At 34.4% G+C, this 20,782-nt stretch carries 17 protein-coding genes; 7 read left to right on the forward strand and 10 right to left on the reverse strand.

The window, feature by feature from the left end:
* Positions 1 to 103: 103 nt before the first annotated feature.
* The 3 genes from AVL50_RS12655 to AVL50_RS12665 all read left to right on the forward strand — a co-directional run bounded on the left by AVL50_RS12655 (position 104) and on the right by AVL50_RS12665 (position 6,420).
* The gene (locus tag AVL50_RS12655) at positions 104 to 3,343 is read left to right on the forward strand and encodes a hypothetical protein (RefSeq protein WP_157491316.1); all 3,240 of its coding nucleotides are present in this window, start codon (positions 104 to 106) and stop codon (positions 3,341 to 3,343) included.
* 283 nt (positions 3,344 to 3,626) lie between these two features.
* Complete coding sequence (locus AVL50_RS12660; protein WP_062616868.1) at positions 3,627 to 4,550, forward strand: universal stress protein; 924 nt, start codon at positions 3,627 to 3,629, stop codon at positions 4,548 to 4,550.
* Between the two features lie 253 nt (positions 4,551 to 4,803).
* Positions 4,804 to 6,420 (forward strand): aspartate:alanine exchanger family transporter, encoded by a 1,617-nt coding sequence (locus AVL50_RS12665; RefSeq protein ID WP_062616899.1) that lies wholly within the window; start codon positions 4,804 to 4,806, stop codon positions 6,418 to 6,420.
* Between the two features lie 68 nt (positions 6,421 to 6,488).
* Here AVL50_RS12665 and AVL50_RS12670 read toward each other — a convergent pair whose 3' ends face one another.
* Positions 6,489 to 7,325 (reverse strand): alpha/beta hydrolase, encoded by an 837-nt coding sequence (locus AVL50_RS12670; protein ID WP_062616869.1) that lies wholly within the window; start codon positions 7,323 to 7,325, stop codon positions 6,489 to 6,491.
* A 192-nt stretch (positions 7,326 to 7,517) separates the two neighbouring features.
* Here AVL50_RS12670 and AVL50_RS12675 point away from each other — a divergent pair, with 192 nt between their 5' ends.
* Positions 7,518 to 8,396 (forward strand): YicC/YloC family endoribonuclease, encoded by an 879-nt coding sequence (locus tag AVL50_RS12675; protein ID WP_062616870.1) that lies wholly within the window; start codon positions 7,518 to 7,520, stop codon positions 8,394 to 8,396.
* Between the two features lie 56 nt (positions 8,397 to 8,452).
* Here AVL50_RS12675 and galE read toward each other — a convergent pair whose 3' ends face one another.
* From galE to hutG, 6 genes are all read right to left on the reverse strand, one after another.
* Positions 8,453 to 9,487 (reverse strand): UDP-glucose 4-epimerase GalE, encoded by a 1,035-nt coding sequence (gene galE, locus AVL50_RS12680; RefSeq protein ID WP_062616871.1) that lies wholly within the window; start codon positions 9,485 to 9,487, stop codon positions 8,453 to 8,455.
* A 58-nt stretch (positions 9,488 to 9,545) separates the two neighbouring features.
* Positions 9,546 to 11,135 carry a S8 family peptidase gene (locus AVL50_RS12685; RefSeq protein ID WP_082795791.1) on the reverse strand — a complete coding sequence of 530 codons (1,590 nt, stop codon included), beginning with the start codon at positions 11,133 to 11,135 and terminating at the stop codon, positions 9,546 to 9,548.
* Between the two features lie 218 nt (positions 11,136 to 11,353).
* On the reverse strand, positions 11,354 to 11,719 hold the full coding sequence (locus tag AVL50_RS12690; protein WP_062616873.1) for a translation initiation factor: 366 nt from the start codon (positions 11,717 to 11,719) through the stop codon (positions 11,354 to 11,356).
* A gap of 10 nt (positions 11,720 to 11,729) precedes the next feature.
* Complete coding sequence (locus tag AVL50_RS12695; RefSeq protein WP_062616874.1) at positions 11,730 to 12,593, reverse strand: ABC transporter permease; 864 nt, start codon at positions 12,591 to 12,593, stop codon at positions 11,730 to 11,732.
* A gap of 132 nt (positions 12,594 to 12,725) precedes the next feature.
* Entirely contained in the window at positions 12,726 to 13,388 is a 663-nt protein-coding gene (gene ung, locus AVL50_RS12700; RefSeq protein WP_062616875.1) for a uracil-DNA glycosylase, read from the reverse strand.
* 44 nt (positions 13,389 to 13,432) lie between these two features.
* Positions 13,433 to 14,422, reverse strand: coding sequence for a formimidoylglutamase (gene hutG / locus AVL50_RS12705; RefSeq protein WP_062616876.1), 990 nt, complete (start codon positions 14,420 to 14,422; stop codon positions 13,433 to 13,435).
* 270 nt (positions 14,423 to 14,692) lie between these two features.
* Between hutG and AVL50_RS12710 the strand changes: the two genes are divergently transcribed.
* Positions 14,693 to 15,391 (forward strand): hemolysin III family protein, encoded by a 699-nt coding sequence (locus tag AVL50_RS12710; RefSeq protein ID WP_062616877.1) that lies wholly within the window; start codon positions 14,693 to 14,695, stop codon positions 15,389 to 15,391.
* A gap of 293 nt (positions 15,392 to 15,684) precedes the next feature.
* Here AVL50_RS12710 and AVL50_RS12715 read toward each other — a convergent pair whose 3' ends face one another.
* Positions 15,685 to 16,257 (reverse strand): cytochrome b/b6 domain-containing protein, encoded by a 573-nt coding sequence (locus AVL50_RS12715; RefSeq protein ID WP_063850691.1) that lies wholly within the window; start codon positions 16,255 to 16,257, stop codon positions 15,685 to 15,687.
* 180 nt (positions 16,258 to 16,437) lie between these two features.
* Between AVL50_RS12715 and AVL50_RS12720 the strand changes: the two genes are divergently transcribed.
* Positions 16,438 to 16,848: a hypothetical protein gene (locus AVL50_RS12720; protein WP_062616879.1), complete on the forward strand. Its 411-nt coding sequence runs from the start codon at positions 16,438 to 16,440 to the stop codon at positions 16,846 to 16,848.
* A gap of 124 nt (positions 16,849 to 16,972) precedes the next feature.
* Here AVL50_RS12720 and AVL50_RS12725 read toward each other — a convergent pair whose 3' ends face one another.
* Both AVL50_RS12725 and AVL50_RS12730 read right to left on the reverse strand, forming a co-directional pair.
* Entirely contained in the window at positions 16,973 to 17,479 is a 507-nt protein-coding gene (locus AVL50_RS12725; protein WP_062616880.1) for a hypothetical protein, read from the reverse strand.
* Positions 17,480 to 17,638: 159 nt separating this feature from the next.
* The gene (locus tag AVL50_RS12730) at positions 17,639 to 19,006 is read right to left on the reverse strand and encodes a GAF domain-containing protein (protein WP_062616881.1); all 1,368 of its coding nucleotides are present in this window, start codon (positions 19,004 to 19,006) and stop codon (positions 17,639 to 17,641) included.
* 153 nt (positions 19,007 to 19,159) lie between these two features.
* Here AVL50_RS12730 and AVL50_RS12735 point away from each other — a divergent pair, with 153 nt between their 5' ends.
* Entirely contained in the window at positions 19,160 to 20,626 is a 1,467-nt protein-coding gene (locus AVL50_RS12735) for a nicotinate phosphoribosyltransferase (protein ID WP_062616882.1), read from the forward strand.
* Positions 20,627 to 20,782: the final 156 nt, after the last annotated feature.

The raw sequence follows: 20,782 nt of genomic DNA on the forward strand, positions 1-20,782 counted from the left end.
CGCGTTATTTTTTAAAAGGCTTCCTTTTATCCCTTATTTCCACCTATTGGGAAGACTATTTTTATGTTAAGAATACTTTCATTAATACTCTAATATGCCATTGATGTTTGATTCATCAAAATCCCGAGCTATACTCATAGGTATAGGTACTTTTTTAAAAGACGATGATCTTCATAGACGTGAGCATGTTTATAAAGATATCAGCTTATTAAGAGATACATTAACCGATACTCAGATCCTTGGAATTCATGAGAAAGACATTATTTCCCTAGTTGATTCTGAAGGGAATACAATGATCAAAGAACGTATTGCTGAAGTAGCAGATGCTACTGAGGATACGTTAATACTATTTTACTCAGGCTATCTCATTGAAAGAAAAGGAAAATTGATTCTTTCATCTCCCCATACTACTATTAATCAATGTCATATCAATGGCATTCCTTTGAACGAAGTACAGGAGATCATTAGTGAATCAGAAGCAAAGCGAGTGTTTATTATTCTGGACGCCGACTACAGAAGGGCCAACAAAGCGGAAGATTCATCTGACACTTCAATCAAGGAACTTCTAACATTAGGCTCAAAGAAAACTTATATTGTCTCTGAATTTGGCAAAGTCAATGCCGATAAAACAATTGCCTCTGAACTAACCAGTTTATTCCAAACTGGCATTGAGGAAGAAAGAGAAGTATTGACACTAAATGACGTAAAAAGTCATTTCAATAAAGACGATGCACTCCGCGAAGTATTGTTCATCACTAATGAAAAAGATGACATCCCGATTTGCCTTAATAAAAGGTTCTCAAAAGCCAAAAAGTTGAGAAGCGAAATTGAAAGCAAATTTGAGGAGAAAAAATTCGAGGAAGCTTTACCGCTTCTAAGAGAGGGAATTGAACTTTTCGAAAATGACGATGAGTTCAATAATATGGCTGCTTTCATTGAAACACTACATCAAGCTGATCAGATGTTTGACAACGAAAGCTATGATGCCGCCAAAAATAGATATCAAGCTGCTTTTGAAATCATCAATGAAGATACTGCCTATAAAGGCATTATTAAATCATTGGAAAAAATTGCGAACAGTCATTACGACAACGAAGATTTCGAAGCATCAAAACAAACATATACTGAACTGCTGAAGTATGATTCTGATAATGAATTATACAATGAAAAAGTAAATTACTGTGATAATGAATTACAGTTTGCTTCTCATATTGACTTGGGTGACAAGGCTTATTTTGAGAATAAATTTACAATTGCAAAAGAGCATTACAGTAAAGCTTTAGAATTTAGAAAAGATCCTGTTGTTCTTCGTAGAAAAGAAGAGTGCGATAAGATTTTATCTAGAGAGGAAAAGTTAAGAGAAGAGATAAAAGCTGAACTTCAAAAAGAAATCAAGGAAAACCTTGACAAGGAAGTTGAAGAACAGGTAAAAAATAAAGAGCTTGAATTAAAAGAACAATTACGTACTCAATTGGAAAGCGAGCTTTCTTCTGAATTATTGCCTAAGGCAAAAGATGAAGTGACACAGGAGATGGAAACTACCATTTGGAAGAAAACTGCAATCTGGAATAGTATTGAAGGGTATCAGTTTTATCTTTCTATGTTCCCAGAAGGTCATTTTACGACGAAAGCAAATCAAAGAATTGATCAAATTCATAAAAAGAAATTAGCTCAAAAAATGGGTGAAGTTACTCCTATTCCTGTAGCTAAGATCATTGATAAAAAAGAACCTGTCAAAGAAGAGCTCAATATTGAAAGAGCACTTCTAATGGACCTTAGAATGGAACCCATTGAAGATGTGCTTGCCAAAATTGAAGAATCAAGAGGCTTAAAAGGTGAAGTTTTACTTTGGACAGATAATGAGCGCATTCAATTGGAAAGAAATGAAGAAGAAAATGAGTATGTAGCCACTACTCCTGCTCCTTCAATTTCTGAATTGGATGAGGTTATGAATGAAGCCATAAAAGAAGTTGAGGAAGAGGATAGCACACCTGCTATTACTCAACCTGAAATTACTGAGGTTTCATCAGATTCATTCTCAATTGAAGAAGCGCAAGAGCTATCCAATGCAGTTCAAGAAACTCCAGAAGAGATCACTCTACAAGATTCAATCATTGAAGAGGTAGTAGAACTTTCTGAAGTAGAACCTGATCCAGTTGTTACTACCACTCCATCTGACAACAACTCTTTAGAACAATTAAGCGAAGAAGAACTATGGATTCGCTCTGAAAGGTTGAATACAAAAGAGGGATATCTGGAGTATATCAATTACACGAAAACAGCTGATCAGATTGCTGAGGCCTATTATAGAATCAACAAGATTGATCAGGGTGAAATTCCAGAAGTTTCTCCAAATATAACACCTGAGTTCACTCCGGTTGAAGAGCCTGTTGTAGTTGAGGATACAGTTGCTGAGGAAACTACAAATGAGATCATCGAAGAGAAATCTGTTCTTAATGAAGTAATCGAAGTAGAAACACCTCAACCTGAAGTTGAAGAAACTCATACTCCTGTTTCCAACACGGTATTTATTGATGGAATGGATGAGGAAACGCTATGGCAGACAGCACTTTCAATTAACACCATAGATTCTTACAAGGAATACCTTAACCGTACTGAATCAAATGATTATTTGGCAGATGCTTACTCTAATATCAATACCATTCAGCATGGAGATTTTGTGGACACTTCAGCTCCAGAGAAAGAAAATGAGGTAAGTTTCACTCCAACTTCTTTTGAAGAGATTGATTTTGGAAGCAGTGAAACTACTGAAGAAACAACTCCAGAGCCAGAGCCTGAAAGTGAAACATCTTCTTTTATAATAGAAGAAATTCCAGAACCAGTACCTGAAGTTTTATCAACTGATATTCCTGAAAATGGTGTTGATCCAATCCTTAGTGAAGAAACAACAGCTACTTCTTTAAATGGTTTCGAAAGTACTGAAATTACTTCTTCAATAGAAACTACATCAGAAATTGAAACTGAAGTAGAGACAGAAACAGAAGTAGAAGTGAAAGTTGAAGAACCTGCTGATGATTTATCTTTTGCTGATGAGGTAATGGAATTGAATGAAGACGAAGAGGATCTTTGGAAAAACACTTGCGAGGAAAATACTTTAGGAGCTTACTTCAATTATCTTAACCTTACTACACAGAAAAAATACTGGAAGGAGGCGAAAGAAAAAATCAGCTCTCTAAAAAATGATTCACAAGCAAAAGAGGAAGATGATTGGAAGCGTGCTCAAGAGATTGACACTATTGAAGGTTATAAAACTTACATCAGAAAGTATCCTCTTGGCAATTACTACGCAGCTGCAATGATGCGACTAGGAAAATTAGAATAAACAGAGTACTCTCTGAGTATCAAATCATTATTTAATGTAAAAGTAGGCCTTGTTTCTAAAGAAGCAAGGCCTTACTTTTTGTTAAAAAATATAAGTTTCATTAAAGTGTAAATTTGTTGATCACAATCATTGGATATTAATAAATATTTACGAAAATTATGTATATAAAAATCACTATCAAACGTAAATAATAGTAAGAAGTGAAACTGAATTAACTGTAGTACAAAGACAAAATGACGAGTAACTTTTTTGACTGAGTACTTTACTATAAAAGATTAATATTATGGGATTACTAAATAGAATATTCGTAGCATTAGATGCCTCAAAAAAAGATGTACCATTATTAAAACATGCCAATAAATATATCAATGATTCAAACGCTGATAAGGTTTATTTTATTCATGTCCAAGAGTCGTTAGATCTTCCAAAAGAAGTAACTGATAAATATCCAAATATGCTTAGCCCGTTGGATGAGTCTATCAGAATGAGTATGGACAAAATTATTCACGAAAACATCCCGAACATTGATAACATTAATCACGAACTATTGATTGAAGAGGGTAATCCCGCTGAAACCATCATTAAGTTAGTGAAAAGAAAACAAGCGGATATTGTTATTCTCGGTAAGAATAGTCAGGGTAAAGGTACTGGTTCTGTGGCACGTAAGATTGCAAGTTTTGCTCCGTGCTCTATCCTATTTGCACCTGAATTATTGCAATACGAAAAAGAACCTAAAGCTCTTATTCCAATCAATTTTTCTGAGACTAGCAAAGATGCTTTACAACAAGTAGAAGAAATTGCAGGGCATATACACGAGCTCAAATCATTAGCTATCAACTGCTTCCGCATTCCAAATGGATACAGCACTACAGGTAAGAGCTATGATGAAATGGTAGAAATCTTAACTGATGTGTCTCAAAAGAAATTAGATCACTTTGTGAAAAGTGCCGTTGATGATCATAATATAGAAACAAAACCTATTCTCATAGAAGAGGATGATACCACTGCTGACGCTATTTATAAGGCGGCAAAAGATGAAAATGCTGATGTGATCATTATCGGTTCTAAAAGCAGAACATTTATGGCATCAATGGTCCTAGGAAGTACTGCAGAAAAGCTCTTACTTTCTGATATTAATATTCCAATCCTGATTTATAAAAATAAGAATCAGACCCTAGATATTTTTAATTTCTTTGATAGAATTTAATTATATAATATTTATTATTACAAATTCTCTAAAAGGTGGATGGTATTAGCACTCTCCACCTTTTTTGTTTACATAATGTTACATAGTATTTTTTACACTTATATATACTAGCACATTTTTCAAATAAAAAGGATGAAAAAGATCATCATAATTATAGAAATCTAAATAGCAACTTTATTAATAAAAGGTTGTTCATTTGTATTATCAAATTATTCATTATCTCACACACAAAACATTCTTTCATAATATGGAGATGTTTCTATCGCTACTGAAATCAGATTACGTAGCATTATTTGCAATTATTGCATTTGGTATTTTATTAGGGAAAATCAGTGTCAAAGGAGTTTCCTTTGGATTATCGGCAGTGATTTTCGTAGCCATGTTTTATGGATACCTTATGAATGCATTAGGTTTTGATGACTTTGCAATACCAGGTATCATTCAAAAAATAGGTTTATTATTATTCATTTTTACGATCGGTATGCAAGCAGGGCCTTCATTTTTTGAGGCTTTCAAATCGCAAGGAAGCAAACTGATCATTTTAGCCACACTTTCAGTTGTTACAGGTGGTATTGTAACCTTCGTTTTAGGTGTTGCTTTTGATGTAGACTTTAAAATCGCAGTTGGTCTACTGACAGGAGCTTTAACCTCAACACCGGGTCTTGCCGCTGCTATTGAAAGTTCACAATCACCACTTGCCTCTATTGGCTATGGTATTGCTTATCCTTTTGGTGTGATTGGCGTTATTCTTTTCGTTAAACTAGCTCCTAAGTTCTTCGGTGTCAGCATTGAAGAAACAGAGAAGAAATACGAGGAAGAAGCAACCGCAGACACTCCTGACTTAAGCAATAAAAACTTCATTGTCACTAACGATAACGTTCACGGAAAGACCATCGGTGAATTGAATATTCGCTTTATGACAAAGGCTAATATCTCACGTGTTATGGAACCCAACACAGAGAGTAAGCCACCAATGAAAGATACCGTTCTTCATAAGGGAGATTTGGTAAAAGCCGTTGGTACTGAAGATGCTTTAAAAAGAGTTGAGCTACTATTAGGCGAGCCTACAGATCAGAAAATCCCACGTTCCGGTATACACGAGATTCGTTGGTTTGTAGTTTCTTCCAGAAATGTAGTCGGCAAAACATTAGGTGAACTTGATTTACACAACAACTACCTAGCAACTATTACAAGAGTAAGAAGAGCGGGTTTAGATTTATCACCAAGACCATCCACTCGTTTGAGATTCGGTGATAAACTTCTGATCTCATCTACTAAAGGTAACATTCTAGGACTTACCGAGCTTTTTGGTGACAGTATCAAAATGGTAGAAACACCAAGTTTCTTACCAGTTGCTTTAGGTATCATTATCGGTGTATTATTAGGTAAAGTTGAAGTACCAATTCCAGGTGGCTCTTCCTTCTCACTAGGTCTTACAGGTGGTGTTTTAATGGCCGCTTTAGGATTGAGTAGATTAGGAAAAACAGGTCCAGTCATCTGGCATTTACCAAGTAATGCCAATGCGTTGTTAAGACAATTTGGTCTATTGTTATTCCTTACTCCTGTAGGTGTTGGAGCAGGTACTAAGCTTGTTTCCACAATCAGTGAATATGGTTTCCAATTATTTGGAATCGGAGCATTGATTACTATAATTCCTATGCTTGTCGTTACTATTGTAGGACATGTGTTCTTTAAGGTAAACTTCCTTTCACTAATGGGTGCTTTAACAGGTGGTATGACTTCAACTCCGGGCTTAAGTGCCATGGACAACATGACTGAAAGTGATGCACCACAAGTAGCATATGCTACCGTTTATCCTTTTGCCTTAGTTGCAATTATTATTGTTGCCCAAATTATTGGAGGACTTTAGGATAACCAATCGAAAAGATTAATACTAGCCTCAACTGCATTATATAGTGGTTGAGGCTTTTTTATGTATTAATTTTTCTCTACAAATTTCAGAATTTCTGACAACACCTCTTCCTTTATTTTTTCATTGTGCATCTCATGCCTTAATCCATTCCAAAGCTTAAAAGTTATATTCTCTTGAGGTACCTTGCTCGAAAACTCTTCAGACGCTTTATAAGATGTAATATTATCGTCATCTCCATGCATCAATAAAGTATCTATTTTCAACTGATCTGCATTTTCAATATTCCACTCTCCCGCTTTTTTTACCCCAAAATATAATGCAGTACAGATTTTATTATGCACCAAAGGGTCTTTTACATACATCTCCCCTACTGATAAATCTGTAGATAAATCTGCAGGATTTAGTTTCGACGGGATCACAAAATCTTTAAAAATACTACCAATAAACTTTCCTATTTTCTCTTGCCACGCAGGTGGATCTTGTGCCAATCTCAACCATGGACTTGTTACAATTGCTCCTTTCAAGAAATCAGGATTTTCTTGTAATAGATAGGAAGTTACAATATTCCCACCCATACTATGTCCGTACAAAAAGATAGGCACCGCAGGGAATTTTTCTTTGATTAATGAAAGCAACTCTGATACATTATGCAAAACGGCAACGTAGCTTGGTACTACACCTCTTTTTCCTGGCGTCTTTCCATGTCCTCTTTGATCATATCCAATAAAACCATAATTACGCTGATTGAAATATGCTGCAACATGGGCATACCTTTCTATATGCTCTCCAAAACCATGAATCATAGCAATCATCGCTTTAGGTTTTTCGTCTTCGGGTAACCAACATTTACCGTATATTTCTATATTATCAGCTGTTTGCCAAGAGTACTCAAATGTTTTCATTTTATATTATAAAGTGGATATATGTATTTCAAAAATTAGTAAAAGATAATAATTTTTGATGATTTCTATCTTAACCCATCATTTTTCATCGTTTAAAAGTTATAATTAGTAATATTATTCTTTGGGATAATAATAAGGTGAGGAGAATAAAGTATATTTGCAGAAGTTTTTTTAAAAGTATAAAACTCACCTATGATACAATCGATGACTGGCTTCGGCCAAGTAGCAATAGAAAATGAGCATTTCAGTGCTTCTATTGAAATTAAAACACTTAATTCAAAGAATGCTGATTGCAATATTAAAATGTCATCAACTTTTTCAGACAAGGAAATTGAGTTAAGAAATTTATTGAGTTCAAAGCTTCAAAGAGGTAAAATCCTTTTGATCTTGAATTATGTTTCTAAACGTTCTGAGAGTTTAACAGCTTCGTTGAATACTGAAGTTATAAAAAGCTATTACAATAGCTTAAAGAGCATTTCTGAGGATTTAGATACTGATTCAGGTAATCTTCTTGAAATAGTGATGAATATGCCTGAAGTTTTTTCAAAAGAAAATCAGGAAGATATTACTAAAGAAGACTGGCCAGTGATTCATGAAGGTATTTTGGAAGCAATTAATAAAACAATTGAATTCAGAACGGTTGAAGGAACTGCTTTAGAGCAAGCATTAAAAGGTGCTGTGGTTAAAATTACAGAATACTTAGAAAAAGTAACTGAATTAGATCCACAAAGAATTGAGCGTTTGAAGGAAAGATTGAGAAATCAAATTGCTGAGTTTGAGAATAACGAAAACTTTGATGCCAATAGATTTGAGCAGGAATTAATTTTCTACATTGAGAAATTAGATATCAATGAAGAAAAAGTTAGATTGTCTCAACATTTGAAATACTTCATCCAAACATTAGAGCAACCTAAATCAAATGGTAAAAAACTTGGTTTTATTGCTCAGGAAATTGGCCGAGAAATCAATACAATTGGTTCAAAAGCCAACGACGTCGATATTCAGAAAATTGTGGTGAATATGAAAGACGAGCTGGAAAAAATCAAAGAACAGAATTTGAATATTCTATAAATGAAAAAGGCATTATTCCTGACCAGAATAATGCCTTTTTTGATACTTAAAAACGACTATGCATTTCCTTTACGGATAGCCTGTTCCCATTTCCAAGCAGACTCCATCATCTCATCAATTCCACTTTCTGCTTTCCAGCCTAAAATTTCATTGGCAATGGTTGTATCTGCCCAGATCTGCTCTACATCTCCTTCTCTACGGTCTACAATCTTATAATTCACAGGAATATCATTTACTTTTTCAAAAGCATTAATAACTTCTAAAACAGATGACCCTGTTCCCGTTCCTAAATTAAAGAATTCGTAACCTTCCTCATTCTTATTTTCCAACAAACGTTCTGCCGCAATGATATGGGCCTTCGCTAAGTCTACCACATGAATGTAATCTCGAATAGCTGAACCATCAGGCGTATTGTAATTATCACCAAAAACAGAAAGTTGATCTCTTAATCCAATAGCAGTTTGTGTAATGAACGGTACTAAATTTTGTGGAACTCCCTTAGGCAACTCACCAATCAATGCTGATGAATGGGCTCCTACTGGATTGAAGTAACGAAGTGCAATGGCTTTAATCTCAGGAAAAGCCTTCACAGTATCCCTTAATATCTCTTCGCATATTTGCTTTGTGTTACCATAAGGCGACTCGGCTGGTTGTACTTTAGCTGATTCTGTCACTGGTAAATCTTCTGGCTGACCATACACTGTACAAGAAGATGAAAATACCATATTTTCCACCTTATACTTTTTCATACTGTTCAGCAAATTAATCAACGAACAGATATTATTCTGATAATATTTCAGCGGTTCTTTCACCGATTCTCCCACTGCCTTAAAAGCGGCAAAGTGAATCACAGAACCGATGTTAGGATATTTCTTAAACAGAGCTTCTACACCACTTTCATTTACTAAATCAAGTTCTTCAAAAAATGGTCTTTTACCTGTTATTTTCTCTATTCTATCTACAACTTCAATTTCAGAGTTGGATAAATCATCAACTATTATCACTTCATAACCTTGATTTTGAAGTTCTACAACTGTATGAGAACCAATATAACCGGTTCCTCCTGTTACTAATACTTGATTTTTTGACATTTTATTAAATATTTAGTTTGATTATTAGAAACACTAACCTAACTATAAAGTGATAAAATTAATTCACTTTCACTTTAAAGGTCTTATAATATTCTTCTGTAGATACTCTTAATAATAAATATTGTCCTCTGTGATCTGCTGGTAATTCTAAAAGGACTATATTTTTTTCATTGACAGCTTCTTGTTTTTGAATAACCTGCCCTGCCATTGTATACCATACAAATTCTAAATCCATGTTCTTAAATTTGGAAGGTAACTCAACCTTAATGGCAGTGCCATCCACTGGGTTTGGGTATACTTTTACTTTTTTGAAAAGGCTTTCGTTTTCTTCCAAATCGGTGATCAATAAGGCTCTTTCGTAATTAGGAATACCATAACCGTATAAACTATCAGGAGCTGAGAATTTATCACCAGCTCTTCTTAATCTTGTAATGATATCCATTGGCATAGTGCCTTCAGGAAGTGCTTGCATCAGACCTGCACATAAAGCTGTCATTTGAGGAGCTGAAAAAGATGTACCATTTGACGTACTTACAGTACCAGTAGATTTCACAACCCATGCACCTTCACCGGCCGCCATCACGTCTGGCTTTGTTCTTCCATCTGCTGTAGGACCAAATGAACTTGAAATTGCTTTATTTAAAGTAGTTAGATTGACTGAACCTACTGTCAAGACAAAAGGGGAATCCGATGGGAATGATATTTTCTTCCATGACCCAACACCTTCATTTCCTGCAGAAGACACTACTAGGATTCCTTTTGTGAAAGCGTGGTTGGCACCTATTGTTATCCATGCCACTTTACCGTTCAGGTCAGTATGACTATAATTCTGTGAAGCATCATCAAAATCATAATAACCTAAAGAACTTTGAATAATATCCACACCAATAGAATCAGCACGTTCTGCAGCTGCCACCCACATCAATTCCTCAATTCTACTTTCATAAGCAGTATTTTCAGTTCTGTATAAATAATAAGTGGCTTCAGGAGCACCTCCTACATAATTTCCTTCATCAAAGGCAGCCATAGTGGAAAGCACATCAGATCCGTGAGTATGATCATCAGCTACATTAGAGTTTTTTGCATAAAAATCAAATGCTTCACCTAAATTCAAATCCGAAAAAAATGGATTTGTTGTATAATTTCTAAAGCCAGCATCTAAAACAGCAATATGTATTCCTTCTCCTTTATTTCCATCAGCATGCATCTTGTCGATCCCTAACAGTACATTCTGCTGTTCAGATTTACCATAATTGTAAGTTTCTGTTTTTAAATCTTCCTGAATTCCTCCCATAGTCTTATCAGACATATCCATCACTTTTGAAACAGAGGCTATTTTTTCAATTTCAGCAGGGTTTGCATTGCTTACAATGACAGCATTAAACCATTTCAAAGGATGCCATATTTTTGCTCCTGTAGCGGCTACTGCATCAATATAAGATTGAACAACAGGCAGGTCGGTAGAATCAATGGCAATATCCATCACTTTCCTCCTATTAACTGCTGATGCTGAAAGATATTCTTCTGGATTAGATAAACTGAAATTCGTTTGCTTCTTATCATTAAACTGTACAAGATGAAACGTTTCTTGTGCAGATAATAACATTGAAAAATGGAATAGAATTATGGTAAAAAGTGTCTTTTTCATAATCAAAAAGTCAAGATCTTCTGATTTTATTATAAGTTCTGTACTAAATAATGGGAGCTTCTATCTTAAAACTAGTAAACTGAGTAATACAAATAAAGTCTTTATATAATAAGAAAAAACCTCTTTCTACAAAAATCATAGATCGAGGTTCATTCATATCTTATTTATTGCCACAAAAATACAACTTTTTATAACAACAAGTGTTTATATTTAAATTTTTAACCTCCAGATTTTTTTGCTTTATAGCCTGCTTCTTTCAGCAAGTCCATTACTTTATCTCTGAAGTCACCTTGAATGATTATTTCTCCATCTTTGGCACTGCCACCCACTCCACATTTTGATTTCAATGTTTTGGCCAAAGCTTTCAAATCATCATCACTTCCAACAAAACCTGTTACTAATGTAGCAGATTTACCTTTTCTATTCTTACGGTCCAACATTACTCTTAAGTCTTGTTGATTAGGTGGTACTGTCTCTTCTTCAAAATCCGATTCGGTTTCATATTCGTAATCAGGATCAGTACTAAACACTACACCTAGACGATCTTTCCAATCGCCTCCGTCATTATTATTTTTTCTCCCCATGATCTTATGATTAATACAGGTCGTCTAACTTTAACTTTAAATATTTACTTATTGAAAAGTATACACTTGAGACTACTACTAAAGATCCCAAAATGACCGCTAATATACAAATAAACCCAATATCTTTTGTAGAGATGAGATGGATCAATTCTGGCATAGAAGATATTGCTGAAATGGCTACCAATGCTACAAACACTGAAGCTATTCCTCCTCCAATTGCCCCTTGAATTGCACCTCTCAATAAGAATGGTTGTTTGATGAACATTTGAGTTGCACCAACTAACTGCATTGAGCGAATTAAAAACCTTTGAGAGTATAAAGCCAAACGAATGGAATTATTAATAAGAATTACGGCCGTTGAGAAAAATATAAAGGACAATGCAATGACAACAAAACCGATTGTTCTCATGTTCCCCCTGATATTTTGAAGCATACTTTTGGTATAAACTACTTCGTATACACCGGGAATTGACCCCAGTTGATGCTTTATTTCTTCTAATGCACTCACTTCTATTCCGACATCCACACGAACAGCATAAGCATCTCTTAGCGGATTTTCTCCTAGAAACCTCACAAAATCCTCACCTGTGGTTTCAATCATTATCTCAGCCGCAGACTCTTTACTGATAAATTGAGGAGGTTGTTCTTTTGATACAAAAGAAAAGTTTTGAATTGAAGTGGATAAATTCTCTTTTTCCTCTTCTGTTAAATTCTTATCCAAGATGACCTGCATCTCAATACCACTTGATAGTTTGTTGGCCAGTCTTTTGGTGCCTATGGCGAAAAGTCCAAACAAAGCAATCATAAACAATGCAGCAGAAATACTGAACAGAACGTTAGTATAAGGATAACTTCCAACGATTTTTTTCTTCATTGGTATATAAAAAATTTTGCTTTTAGGGGATAAACTTGCTTAGAGTCCATTTGATAGCAATTTCCAAACAGACTCTCGGTGAGCATCGCACTCACATTTTATTAACGATAAAAATCTTCAGATCTTATTCCATTACCAATTAATTGATGTTTCACCTTGTTGCTTCAGATAATTATTGGCTTGTTGGAATTGATGATTTCCAAAGAACCCCCTGTGTGCTGACAAAGGTGATGGATGAACTGACTTCAACACCAAGTGCTTATCAGGGTCAATTACTCTTCCTTTTTTCTGTGCATAAGATCCCCATAAGAAAAATACTACACCTTCTTTTTCTTTAGCCACTTTCTCAATCACAGCATCTGTAAATCTCTCCCATCCCTTATTTTGATGGGAACCCGCTTTATGAGCTTCAACCGTAAGTGTTGCATTCAACAAGAGTACACCTTGATCAGCCCAGCGTTCCAGATTTCCAGACTGAGGCCTTGGAATACCTAAATCAGACTCTATTTCCTTGAAAATATTGACCAATGAAGGAGGTTGTTTGATACCATCACTTACTGAAAAGCATAACCCGTTGGCTTGACCTTCTCCATGATAAGGATCTTGTCCTAAAATAACAACTTTCACTTTATCGAAAGGGCAATGATCAAAGGCATTGAAAATCTTACCTGCTGGAGGGAAAATTGTTTTGGTTGCATACTCTTGTTTTACAAACTGAACAAGATCTGCAAAATAGGGCTGATTAAACTCTGTTGTTAGTTTTTCTTTCCAGGATTCTTCTATTCTTACTTCCATATATGAAAAAAGGAGTTACTTGTACAGTAACCCCATGCTATGATTTATGATTTTACAATTTCAAATGATAACGCCGCCGCTAGTTTAGCTGTCCTTTTGTCGATATCAAAACGAGGATTTAACTCTGCAATATCAGATGAAATCACTTTCCCACTTTTATATACCTTCTTGAACAACCTCATAAATGTAGGGTTAGGCTCTACACCATTGTAAGCTGAAGCACTTACACCAGGAGCATAATGCGCTGCAAATACATCCATACAAGTTGTTTGATAAATGAAATCTACATTATCTAAGAATGCACTTAGCTTATGTGTTGTTCCTACTTTATCTGCTTCTGACAACCTTCTACCTGTAATATATTTTACATTAAGATCGTTAGCCGTGTCATAAAGTTTCTGTGTATTACTGTTTTTTTGAATCCCGATCACCAAATAATTGAAAGATCTACTTTGCTCTTTTTGTTGCTGAGCAATTTGGTAAAATGGTGTTCCTGAACTTGGAAGCGGATTAGGCTCTCTTAAATCAAAATGAGCATCAAAATTGATAATACCTAATCTTTTACCCGGATGCACTTTATTCATATAAGCATTGACACCTAAGTAATGAGCATAAGCGATCTCGTGCCCTCCACCCCAAACTAGAGGACGATATCCTTTCGTTAAGACCATTTCGATAACTTTTCCCAACGCCTCTTGAGCACCTTCAAGATCTTCGTCATTACATTGAATATTACCAAGGTCTAAAAGGTGAACAGATTCAGGGAAGTGCACAGGTAGATTGGCACAGACTTTTCTCATCTCATAAGGTCCATCAACGGCTCCTACTCTACCATTATTACGTTTTACCCCTTCATCACACATGAAACCAACAATAGCAACTCCAGATTCCCCTTCTTTTAAAACAGGCATTTCTTCTTGCTCAAGATTGATCACCTGCATCTTCTGATGCCATCTGAAAACATCATAAGTTTCACCATCTATTCTTCCAGTCCAAATAGAAGGGTCGGTTGCTAAGTATCTATGATCTATCATGTATTTATATATTGTATTTTTCTAATAATTTTTTTGACTCAACTAAAAAGAAATTTTAGCGATTCACAAATTAACAAAAAGGTTGTTTAGGATAGAAAAATTATGTATATTAATTGCAATAAGCCTATTAAAAAGTTTAATTTACATTCACCTGTTGTGCATACTAAAAAAATATTTTGGCTACTCATCTAACATAATTGTCTTTATAATAATAGATGACTCATTAAAATCCATCACCCTAAACCTTTCTCTGATAAATATAATTATCCCATGAAAAAACTTTCTTATACATCCACTTTAGAAAACGACGAACTGAACCAAGCCTCCACCGCAAATGAACTAGAAATTCCACGCGACACCCCAGAAGAAGAGGTCGTCAACAGTATTACTCATGGTATTGCAGCACTATTAAGTGCTATCGGATTAGCCATATTACTGAACAATATTGATGCAAATGACCCCAAGTACATTATTTCTGCTATCCTATTTGGAGGAAGTATGATTATTCTGTTTACATGCTCTACACTCCTCCACCTACATTCTGATGACAACTACACTAAAACACTTGTGATACTTGACCATTCAGCGATTTATTGGCTGATAGCAGGAACATATACACCGATGTGTTTAATTGTTATACCAAACCAAGGTGGTACAGAACTCTTCATTGTTATTTGGGTAATTGCTATTCTGGGTACAATATTCAAGATGATCGTTGCAGACCGTTATCAGTGGGTTTCTATTACACTTTACTTATTAACAGGTTGGGTAGGTGTATTTGTATTTCCTGAGATGCTTGAGGCTTTGGGAGAAGGGATGAGATGGATCATAGCCGGGGGATTGGCTTATACACTTGGCGTTCCTTTTTACCTTTGGAGAAGGTTAAGATATAACCACGCTGTTTGGCACATATTTGTGATGTTTGGTGCTGGATTGATTTACTATGGATATTATCTCTATATTTTCTAGATCAATTTAACCTGAATAAAAATAGCCCTGTAATCAAAAACGATTACAGGGCTATTTTTTGTACCTGAAAATATTACTTATTCTCTTGGCTGGTCTTTCCTTTTTGAGGAGCTTGTTGTCTAAACATTTTGCGTTTATGCTTATAGTCTAGAAAGTAACCAATCATCGGAAAAACAGTACTTAAAGTCACAATAAATAATATTTTGTAGATTAATCCTTCTCCTTGCATAGTGCCAAATTTTAGGTTTGTATACTACAAATATACATGACGAAAGTCACCTTTCAAATGATTATCAGTTGTTTTTACCGTGAATCATCTTTGAAACAATATTTTTCTTATCTCTTAATTCACCCATTATGATTCCAAGGAAATGAATAATGATAAAACTCACTAGATAATAAAGTGACATTTTGTGTAAGTCTTCCATCAATTCATGATCTCCCACATCATAAATAAGACTCATCCCTGTAATTAAAGAACCTGCTATACAGACATAGAAAATAAAATATACCCATCCTTCCATTTTTTCTTTGCTGGTCAATTCTTTTGAAGAAAGGAAACTCAGTTTCATTCCTTTTTCTTTGACATTGGTTAATAGCCTTAATACATAAAGACCTATAAGTAGATACCCTGCATTGATATGCCATTGCCACATGTTTCCACGAATAGCTTTGGCTATTTTCATAGCTTGATCTGTTGAGATTTCTACATTAAAAGTTCCTAAATAATTAAGAATTACATCACGCATATAATACTTGCTCATCCAGTTCTCTCTCAAGAAGATCGTCATCAATATGAATAGCATAGTAAATGCAATGAGCCAGTGCAAGAGGCGATGTGGCAGACTGAAGTTTTGATTAGTCATTGTGTTTAAAGAGTGATATTATCATTAAAAAAATGTAAGTAATTACAATTCTACAAAATAATAATAAGATTTTTCTTTGTAAATTATAAATACAGTACATCACTTACACATCTATCAATAGACTTTTTTACAAGTATTTATTATTTTTATAACAACGCAATACAATTAAACACCCCTAGTATGAAACAATTTTTCCAAAAGAGTTTACTCATAACTTTATTATTCACATGCCATTTTGCTTTTGCACAAATCCAAACGGATTACCCTTTATTAGCCAGTTTCTATAGCAACGGAGGCCATTTTGAAGATAAAATCCAGCTGTATATCGTAGAATTTAGACATACTTCAGAAGTTAATGTTAGTGTTTCTTATGATAAGACTTCGGGAGATCTAATATTAAAATTTATGGATAAAAGTGGTTCTGAACATAGAGAGGTTCTACATGGATATGTGCCAAAATATAATGCAAATACACCAAGTGTTATCACTTTTTATAAAGAAAATGACAAGAAAAAATCTGTTTCTATCACAGAATATAATGGAGGTTTATCTGTGATTTGGAATGGAGAAGAATACCATATGACTTCATAAGAACTAATCAAAATAGTATCATTATTTTTGACAACCTTCTTACAAAAGTATATTCAAAAAAATAGGGCTACATTCACTAAAGAATGTAGCCCTTTATATAATCTTTCAAAATCCAAGTCTGTTGTTATTTCAACTTGGACTCATAATATACGTTTAGTTTCGATCTTTGATATTTAGCATCACCGGCAATACCATCTGCCCAAAGGATTCTACCTTTATCAACATCATAAAACGGTTTGATATCAATTACTCTTAATGTCAACTGACCTGATAAGATAAAAGAAGCCATTGTTTGACCGTCCTTCTCATATCCTAACATGTATTTGTAAGCCGCATCTCTCATATATTTACCTCTTAAAGAAGCTAACTTCAAATTACGGTCATCAGCTTCTCCAGAAGCTTGACCTCTACCTTCCAATGAGATTCTATACATTCGCTCAGGGTTAGCTACTAAATTCATCAAAAGTCTATCACAAATAGCATCTAACTGCTCTTTTTGATCTTTTGAGAATAAAGACATTTTAGTTTCTCCAGCTCCGTAAGTTTCAGAACTATAAACTACACCTATTGGTTGATTTCTTAATTTTTCCCCTACAGGTACTAAATTATCGTTGTATAAATTTGCACTCATTGGATTAATTTTTAAAGATTATAATTGAAAGAAGCAGACTAAAAAAATGTTTGTTTTTATCGTCTTGACAATACAAAAGTATATAAACTCTACCAATTTACAAGAGTAATAGAAATTAAATTACACAAATTAAACGCAAGTAACTGATTATCAGTATATTTATTTATCTAGCAATTTTTTAAATCTTCCTAATTCAGCTTGATAAAAGTCCTCATTTCTCTTCATTTCTTCCTGAGTTGCTTGCATCTCCTCAAGGTTTTGACGCATTTCCTCTTCCTGTGCTCTCATTTGCTCTGCTTGTTGTTGAGAAATGGATAGTAATTGCTTTAATTTTTCTGAAGCAAGCTTATTCAAAATCGTAATAGCTAAACTCTCACAAACTCTTGATAAGAATTCCAGTTTGTATTTTTCTAGCACTTTAAAACTGGCAATTTCTATAACCCCTTCTACTTTATCGTAAGCTTTTAAAGGATAAATGGCTACAAAAGAGGCTGTAATATCACCAAGACCAGAACTGATATTCAAATATCCAGAGGGAACGTCCTTAAGAATAATTGGTTTTTTCTCTAGAAAACACTGACCGATCAATCCTTCACCTTGTTCTATTTTATTGGAATTCAAATACTTTTTACGATCATAAGCGTAAACAGATTGTCTTCTCAAATAATCTCCTCTTTCCTTGTCTTCCACTCTTGAAAAAACAGCTACCTGATTCAATTCCAACACATTAGCTAAGAAGCTAGTCGACTGATCTATTAGTTCATCCAAATCTTCAACAGTTCTTGTTAAGTCATTGAATTCTGCAAGGCGTTGTGTGGTCCAAGTTCTTTGTTCATCCTCTACCTTTGTAATTTGGACTTTTTCTAAAACCTCTCTAAGTTCTTTATCTGATTTTTCCAGCTCAATATTTCTTTGCACGCTTTCCCTAGTCAACCTTTCTGATTCCAAGCGGTAACTCATTCTTTCCCTCTGCATCAAGAGCATTAAAATACCCATTCCTAACAAGCCAAGGTAGGCTCCACGTGTAGAATCTGGAGCATAAAGCGTATCATAATCAATCAATGGATCTACTAAAAAATCTTGAAGCTGGAACATCGAAAGCATAAACCCGCACAGCAGAATAAATAATGTCCATTGATATTTCTTCTCCCTGACATCAAAAATCAAAAAGGGAATGAGCAAATGAACCATTGCCACTATGTAACCTGATGTTCTTGGGTTAGCACCTTCAGGTGTTAGAAATGAATTGTAAATAACAACTACACTCATGGGTACAATACACAATATCACTCTTGAGACTTGAAACAATCTCAGGTGATTCAAAGTGAGCACAACCAAATTCCCTAAAATTCCCATCAATGGCCACTTCATCAAAACTGGGGCTTTCATGATAGAAAGTAACAGGTAAAAAATTTCAAAAAAGGTCAAATAAAAAGCAAACTGATTGGTGGTGATCACTTTTTCTCTTGTAATCCCTTGAATATTTTTATCTAAACCTATTGAAAATATCTGCTGAAAAATGTTCATATGTAAATCTTTAAACGCTCTATTATAGTTCGCTTCCTACTTCACTTACTAATTTCATAAATCAAAAGTACTATGACAAATGTACTTAAGTAGTTTTATCACTCAAAAAAGAAACGTAAATTCAATTTTCTTTAGTATAAAAATCATGCACAAATGAATATTTCAAAAGACTTATATAAAACATCTCTTACATTATTAACCGATTTCTATCAAATCACTATGGCTTATGGCTATTGGAAACAAGGTAAAGGTGAACAGAAAGCCGTTTTCCATGGTTATTTTAGAAAAGCACCTTTTAAAGGCGGTTATGCAATTTGTGCTGGTTTAGGTTATGTAATTGATTACATTAATCAATTTGAATTTACAGAAGATGACATTGATTTTTTAGCACAGCAAACCGATAATGACGGCACTCCATTATTTGAAAAAGGGTTTTTGGATTATTTATCGAATCTGAAATTATCTGTCAATGTTTATGCAGTGGAAGAAGGAAGAGCTATTTTCCCTAATGAACCGTTTATAAGAGTTGAAGGAAATTTGATTGAATGTCAACTACTGGAAACTGCCATTTTGAATATTGTCAATTTTCAAACTTTGATTGCCACAAAAGCCGCTCGGTTAAGAATCGCTGCTCAAGATGATACATTATTAGAGTTTGGCCTTCGAAGAGCACAAGGTATTGATGGAGGTATTGCTGCCACAAGAGCTGCATTTATTGGTGGTTTTGATGCTACTTCTAATGTATTAGCCGCTAAACTTTTAAATATACCAGTCAAAGGAACACATGCCCACTCATGGATCATGTCTTATGATGATGAATTAAAAGCATTTAAAGCTTACGCTGATTCTATGCCTACCAATTGTATTTTTTTAGTGGATACCTATAACACTTTGGAAGGAGTTAAAAAAGCCATTGAAGTGGGACTGGAATTAAGAGAAAAAGGATATGAAATGATTGGTATCCGCCTTGATTCAGGTGACCTTTCTTATCTCAGTATTGAAGCCAGAAAATTGCTAGATGAAGGTGGTTTTCCAAATGCAAATATTGTTGCCAGTAATGATTTGGATGAATACCTCATCAATAACCTTAAGAAAGAACAAGATGCCAAAATCAATGTCTGGGGAGTAGGAACAAAATTGGTAACTGCTTATGATCAGCCCGCTTTAGGGGGTGTTTATAAACTTGGAGCAATTGAGACAGAAGAAGGAAAACTAGACTATAAAGTAAAATTATCTGAGCAAGTCAATAAGATTTCTACACCCGGAATTTTACAGGTTAGGAGATTCATGGACGACAAAGGAAAATATAGTGCTGACGGCATCTATAATGAAGAGAGTGCCATGGAAGATATATGCACACTCATTGACCCGAATAATGGTATAAGATCAAAGAAAATCACAGAAAAAGACAAAGGTGAAGATCTGTTGATTCAAATCTTCAAGAATGGAAAATTAGTCTATGAAAAGCCCGATATTCATATTTCAAAAGAAAAAACATTAATAGAATTAAGTCGATTTGACAACAGTATTAAGCGTTTTTACAACCCGCATGAATACCCTGTAGGGCTTGAGAAAGGTTTATATGAATTAAAATTAGATGTTATCAATAAATTAAAGTAATTATCATTAGAGAAAATTCCGATTAACATTAGAAAATCCTAATTTTGGGTAAATAGTGATAGGATTTTTGTAAGATGTATTGCATCACAACCAACAGATATAAAATGATGTTTTACAATCTAAGTAGATTTTCAATCATGAAATAAATTTCAATTG

Source organism: Flammeovirga sp. SJP92 (assembly GCF_001583495.1).
In the GTDB taxonomy this organism is placed as follows: Bacteria; Bacteroidota; Bacteroidia; order Cytophagales; family Flammeovirgaceae; genus Flammeovirga.

Excerpts from the sequence above, each read along its gene's own strand:
- AVL50_RS12725 (WP_062616880.1), bottom strand. The coding sequence starts at position 17,479 with ATGAGTGCAAATTTATACAACGATAATTTAGTACCTGTAGGGGAAAAA.
- AVL50_RS12660 (WP_062616868.1), top strand. The coding sequence starts at position 3,627 with ATGGGATTACTAAATAGAATATTCGTAGCATTAGATGCCTCAAAAAAA.
- AVL50_RS12735 (WP_062616882.1), top strand. The coding sequence starts at position 19,160 with ATGAATATTTCAAAAGACTTATATAAAACATCTCTTACATTATTAACC.
- AVL50_RS12665 (WP_062616899.1), top strand. The coding sequence starts at position 4,804 with ATGTTTCTATCGCTACTGAAATCAGATTACGTAGCATTATTTGCAATT.
- AVL50_RS12710 (WP_062616877.1), top strand. The coding sequence starts at position 14,693 with ATGAAAAAACTTTCTTATACATCCACTTTAGAAAACGACGAACTGAAC.
- AVL50_RS12715 (WP_063850691.1), bottom strand. The coding sequence starts at position 16,257 with ATGACTAATCAAAACTTCAGTCTGCCACATCGCCTCTTGCACTGGCTC.
- AVL50_RS12655 (WP_157491316.1), top strand. The coding sequence starts at position 104 with ATGTTTGATTCATCAAAATCCCGAGCTATACTCATAGGTATAGGTACT.
- AVL50_RS12670 (WP_062616869.1), bottom strand. The coding sequence starts at position 7,325 with ATGAAAACATTTGAGTACTCTTGGCAAACAGCTGATAATATAGAAATA.
- AVL50_RS12695 (WP_062616874.1), bottom strand. The coding sequence starts at position 12,593 with ATGAAGAAAAAAATCGTTGGAAGTTATCCTTATACTAACGTTCTGTTC.
- ung (WP_062616875.1), bottom strand. The coding sequence starts at position 13,388 with ATGGAAGTAAGAATAGAAGAATCCTGGAAAGAAAAACTAACAACAGAG.
- AVL50_RS12730 (WP_062616881.1), bottom strand. The coding sequence starts at position 19,006 with ATGAACATTTTTCAGCAGATATTTTCAATAGGTTTAGATAAAAATATT.
- hutG (WP_062616876.1), bottom strand. The coding sequence starts at position 14,422 with ATGATAGATCATAGATACTTAGCAACCGACCCTTCTATTTGGACTGGA.
- AVL50_RS12675 (WP_062616870.1), top strand. The coding sequence starts at position 7,518 with ATGATACAATCGATGACTGGCTTCGGCCAAGTAGCAATAGAAAATGAG.
- AVL50_RS12685 (WP_082795791.1), bottom strand. The coding sequence starts at position 11,135 with ATGAAAAAGACACTTTTTACCATAATTCTATTCCATTTTTCAATGTTA.
- AVL50_RS12720 (WP_062616879.1), top strand. The coding sequence starts at position 16,438 with ATGAAACAATTTTTCCAAAAGAGTTTACTCATAACTTTATTATTCACA.
- AVL50_RS12690 (WP_062616873.1), bottom strand. The coding sequence starts at position 11,719 with ATGGGGAGAAAAAATAATAATGACGGAGGCGATTGGAAAGATCGTCTA.
- galE (WP_062616871.1), bottom strand. The coding sequence starts at position 9,487 with ATGTCAAAAAATCAAGTATTAGTAACAGGAGGAACCGGTTATATTGGT.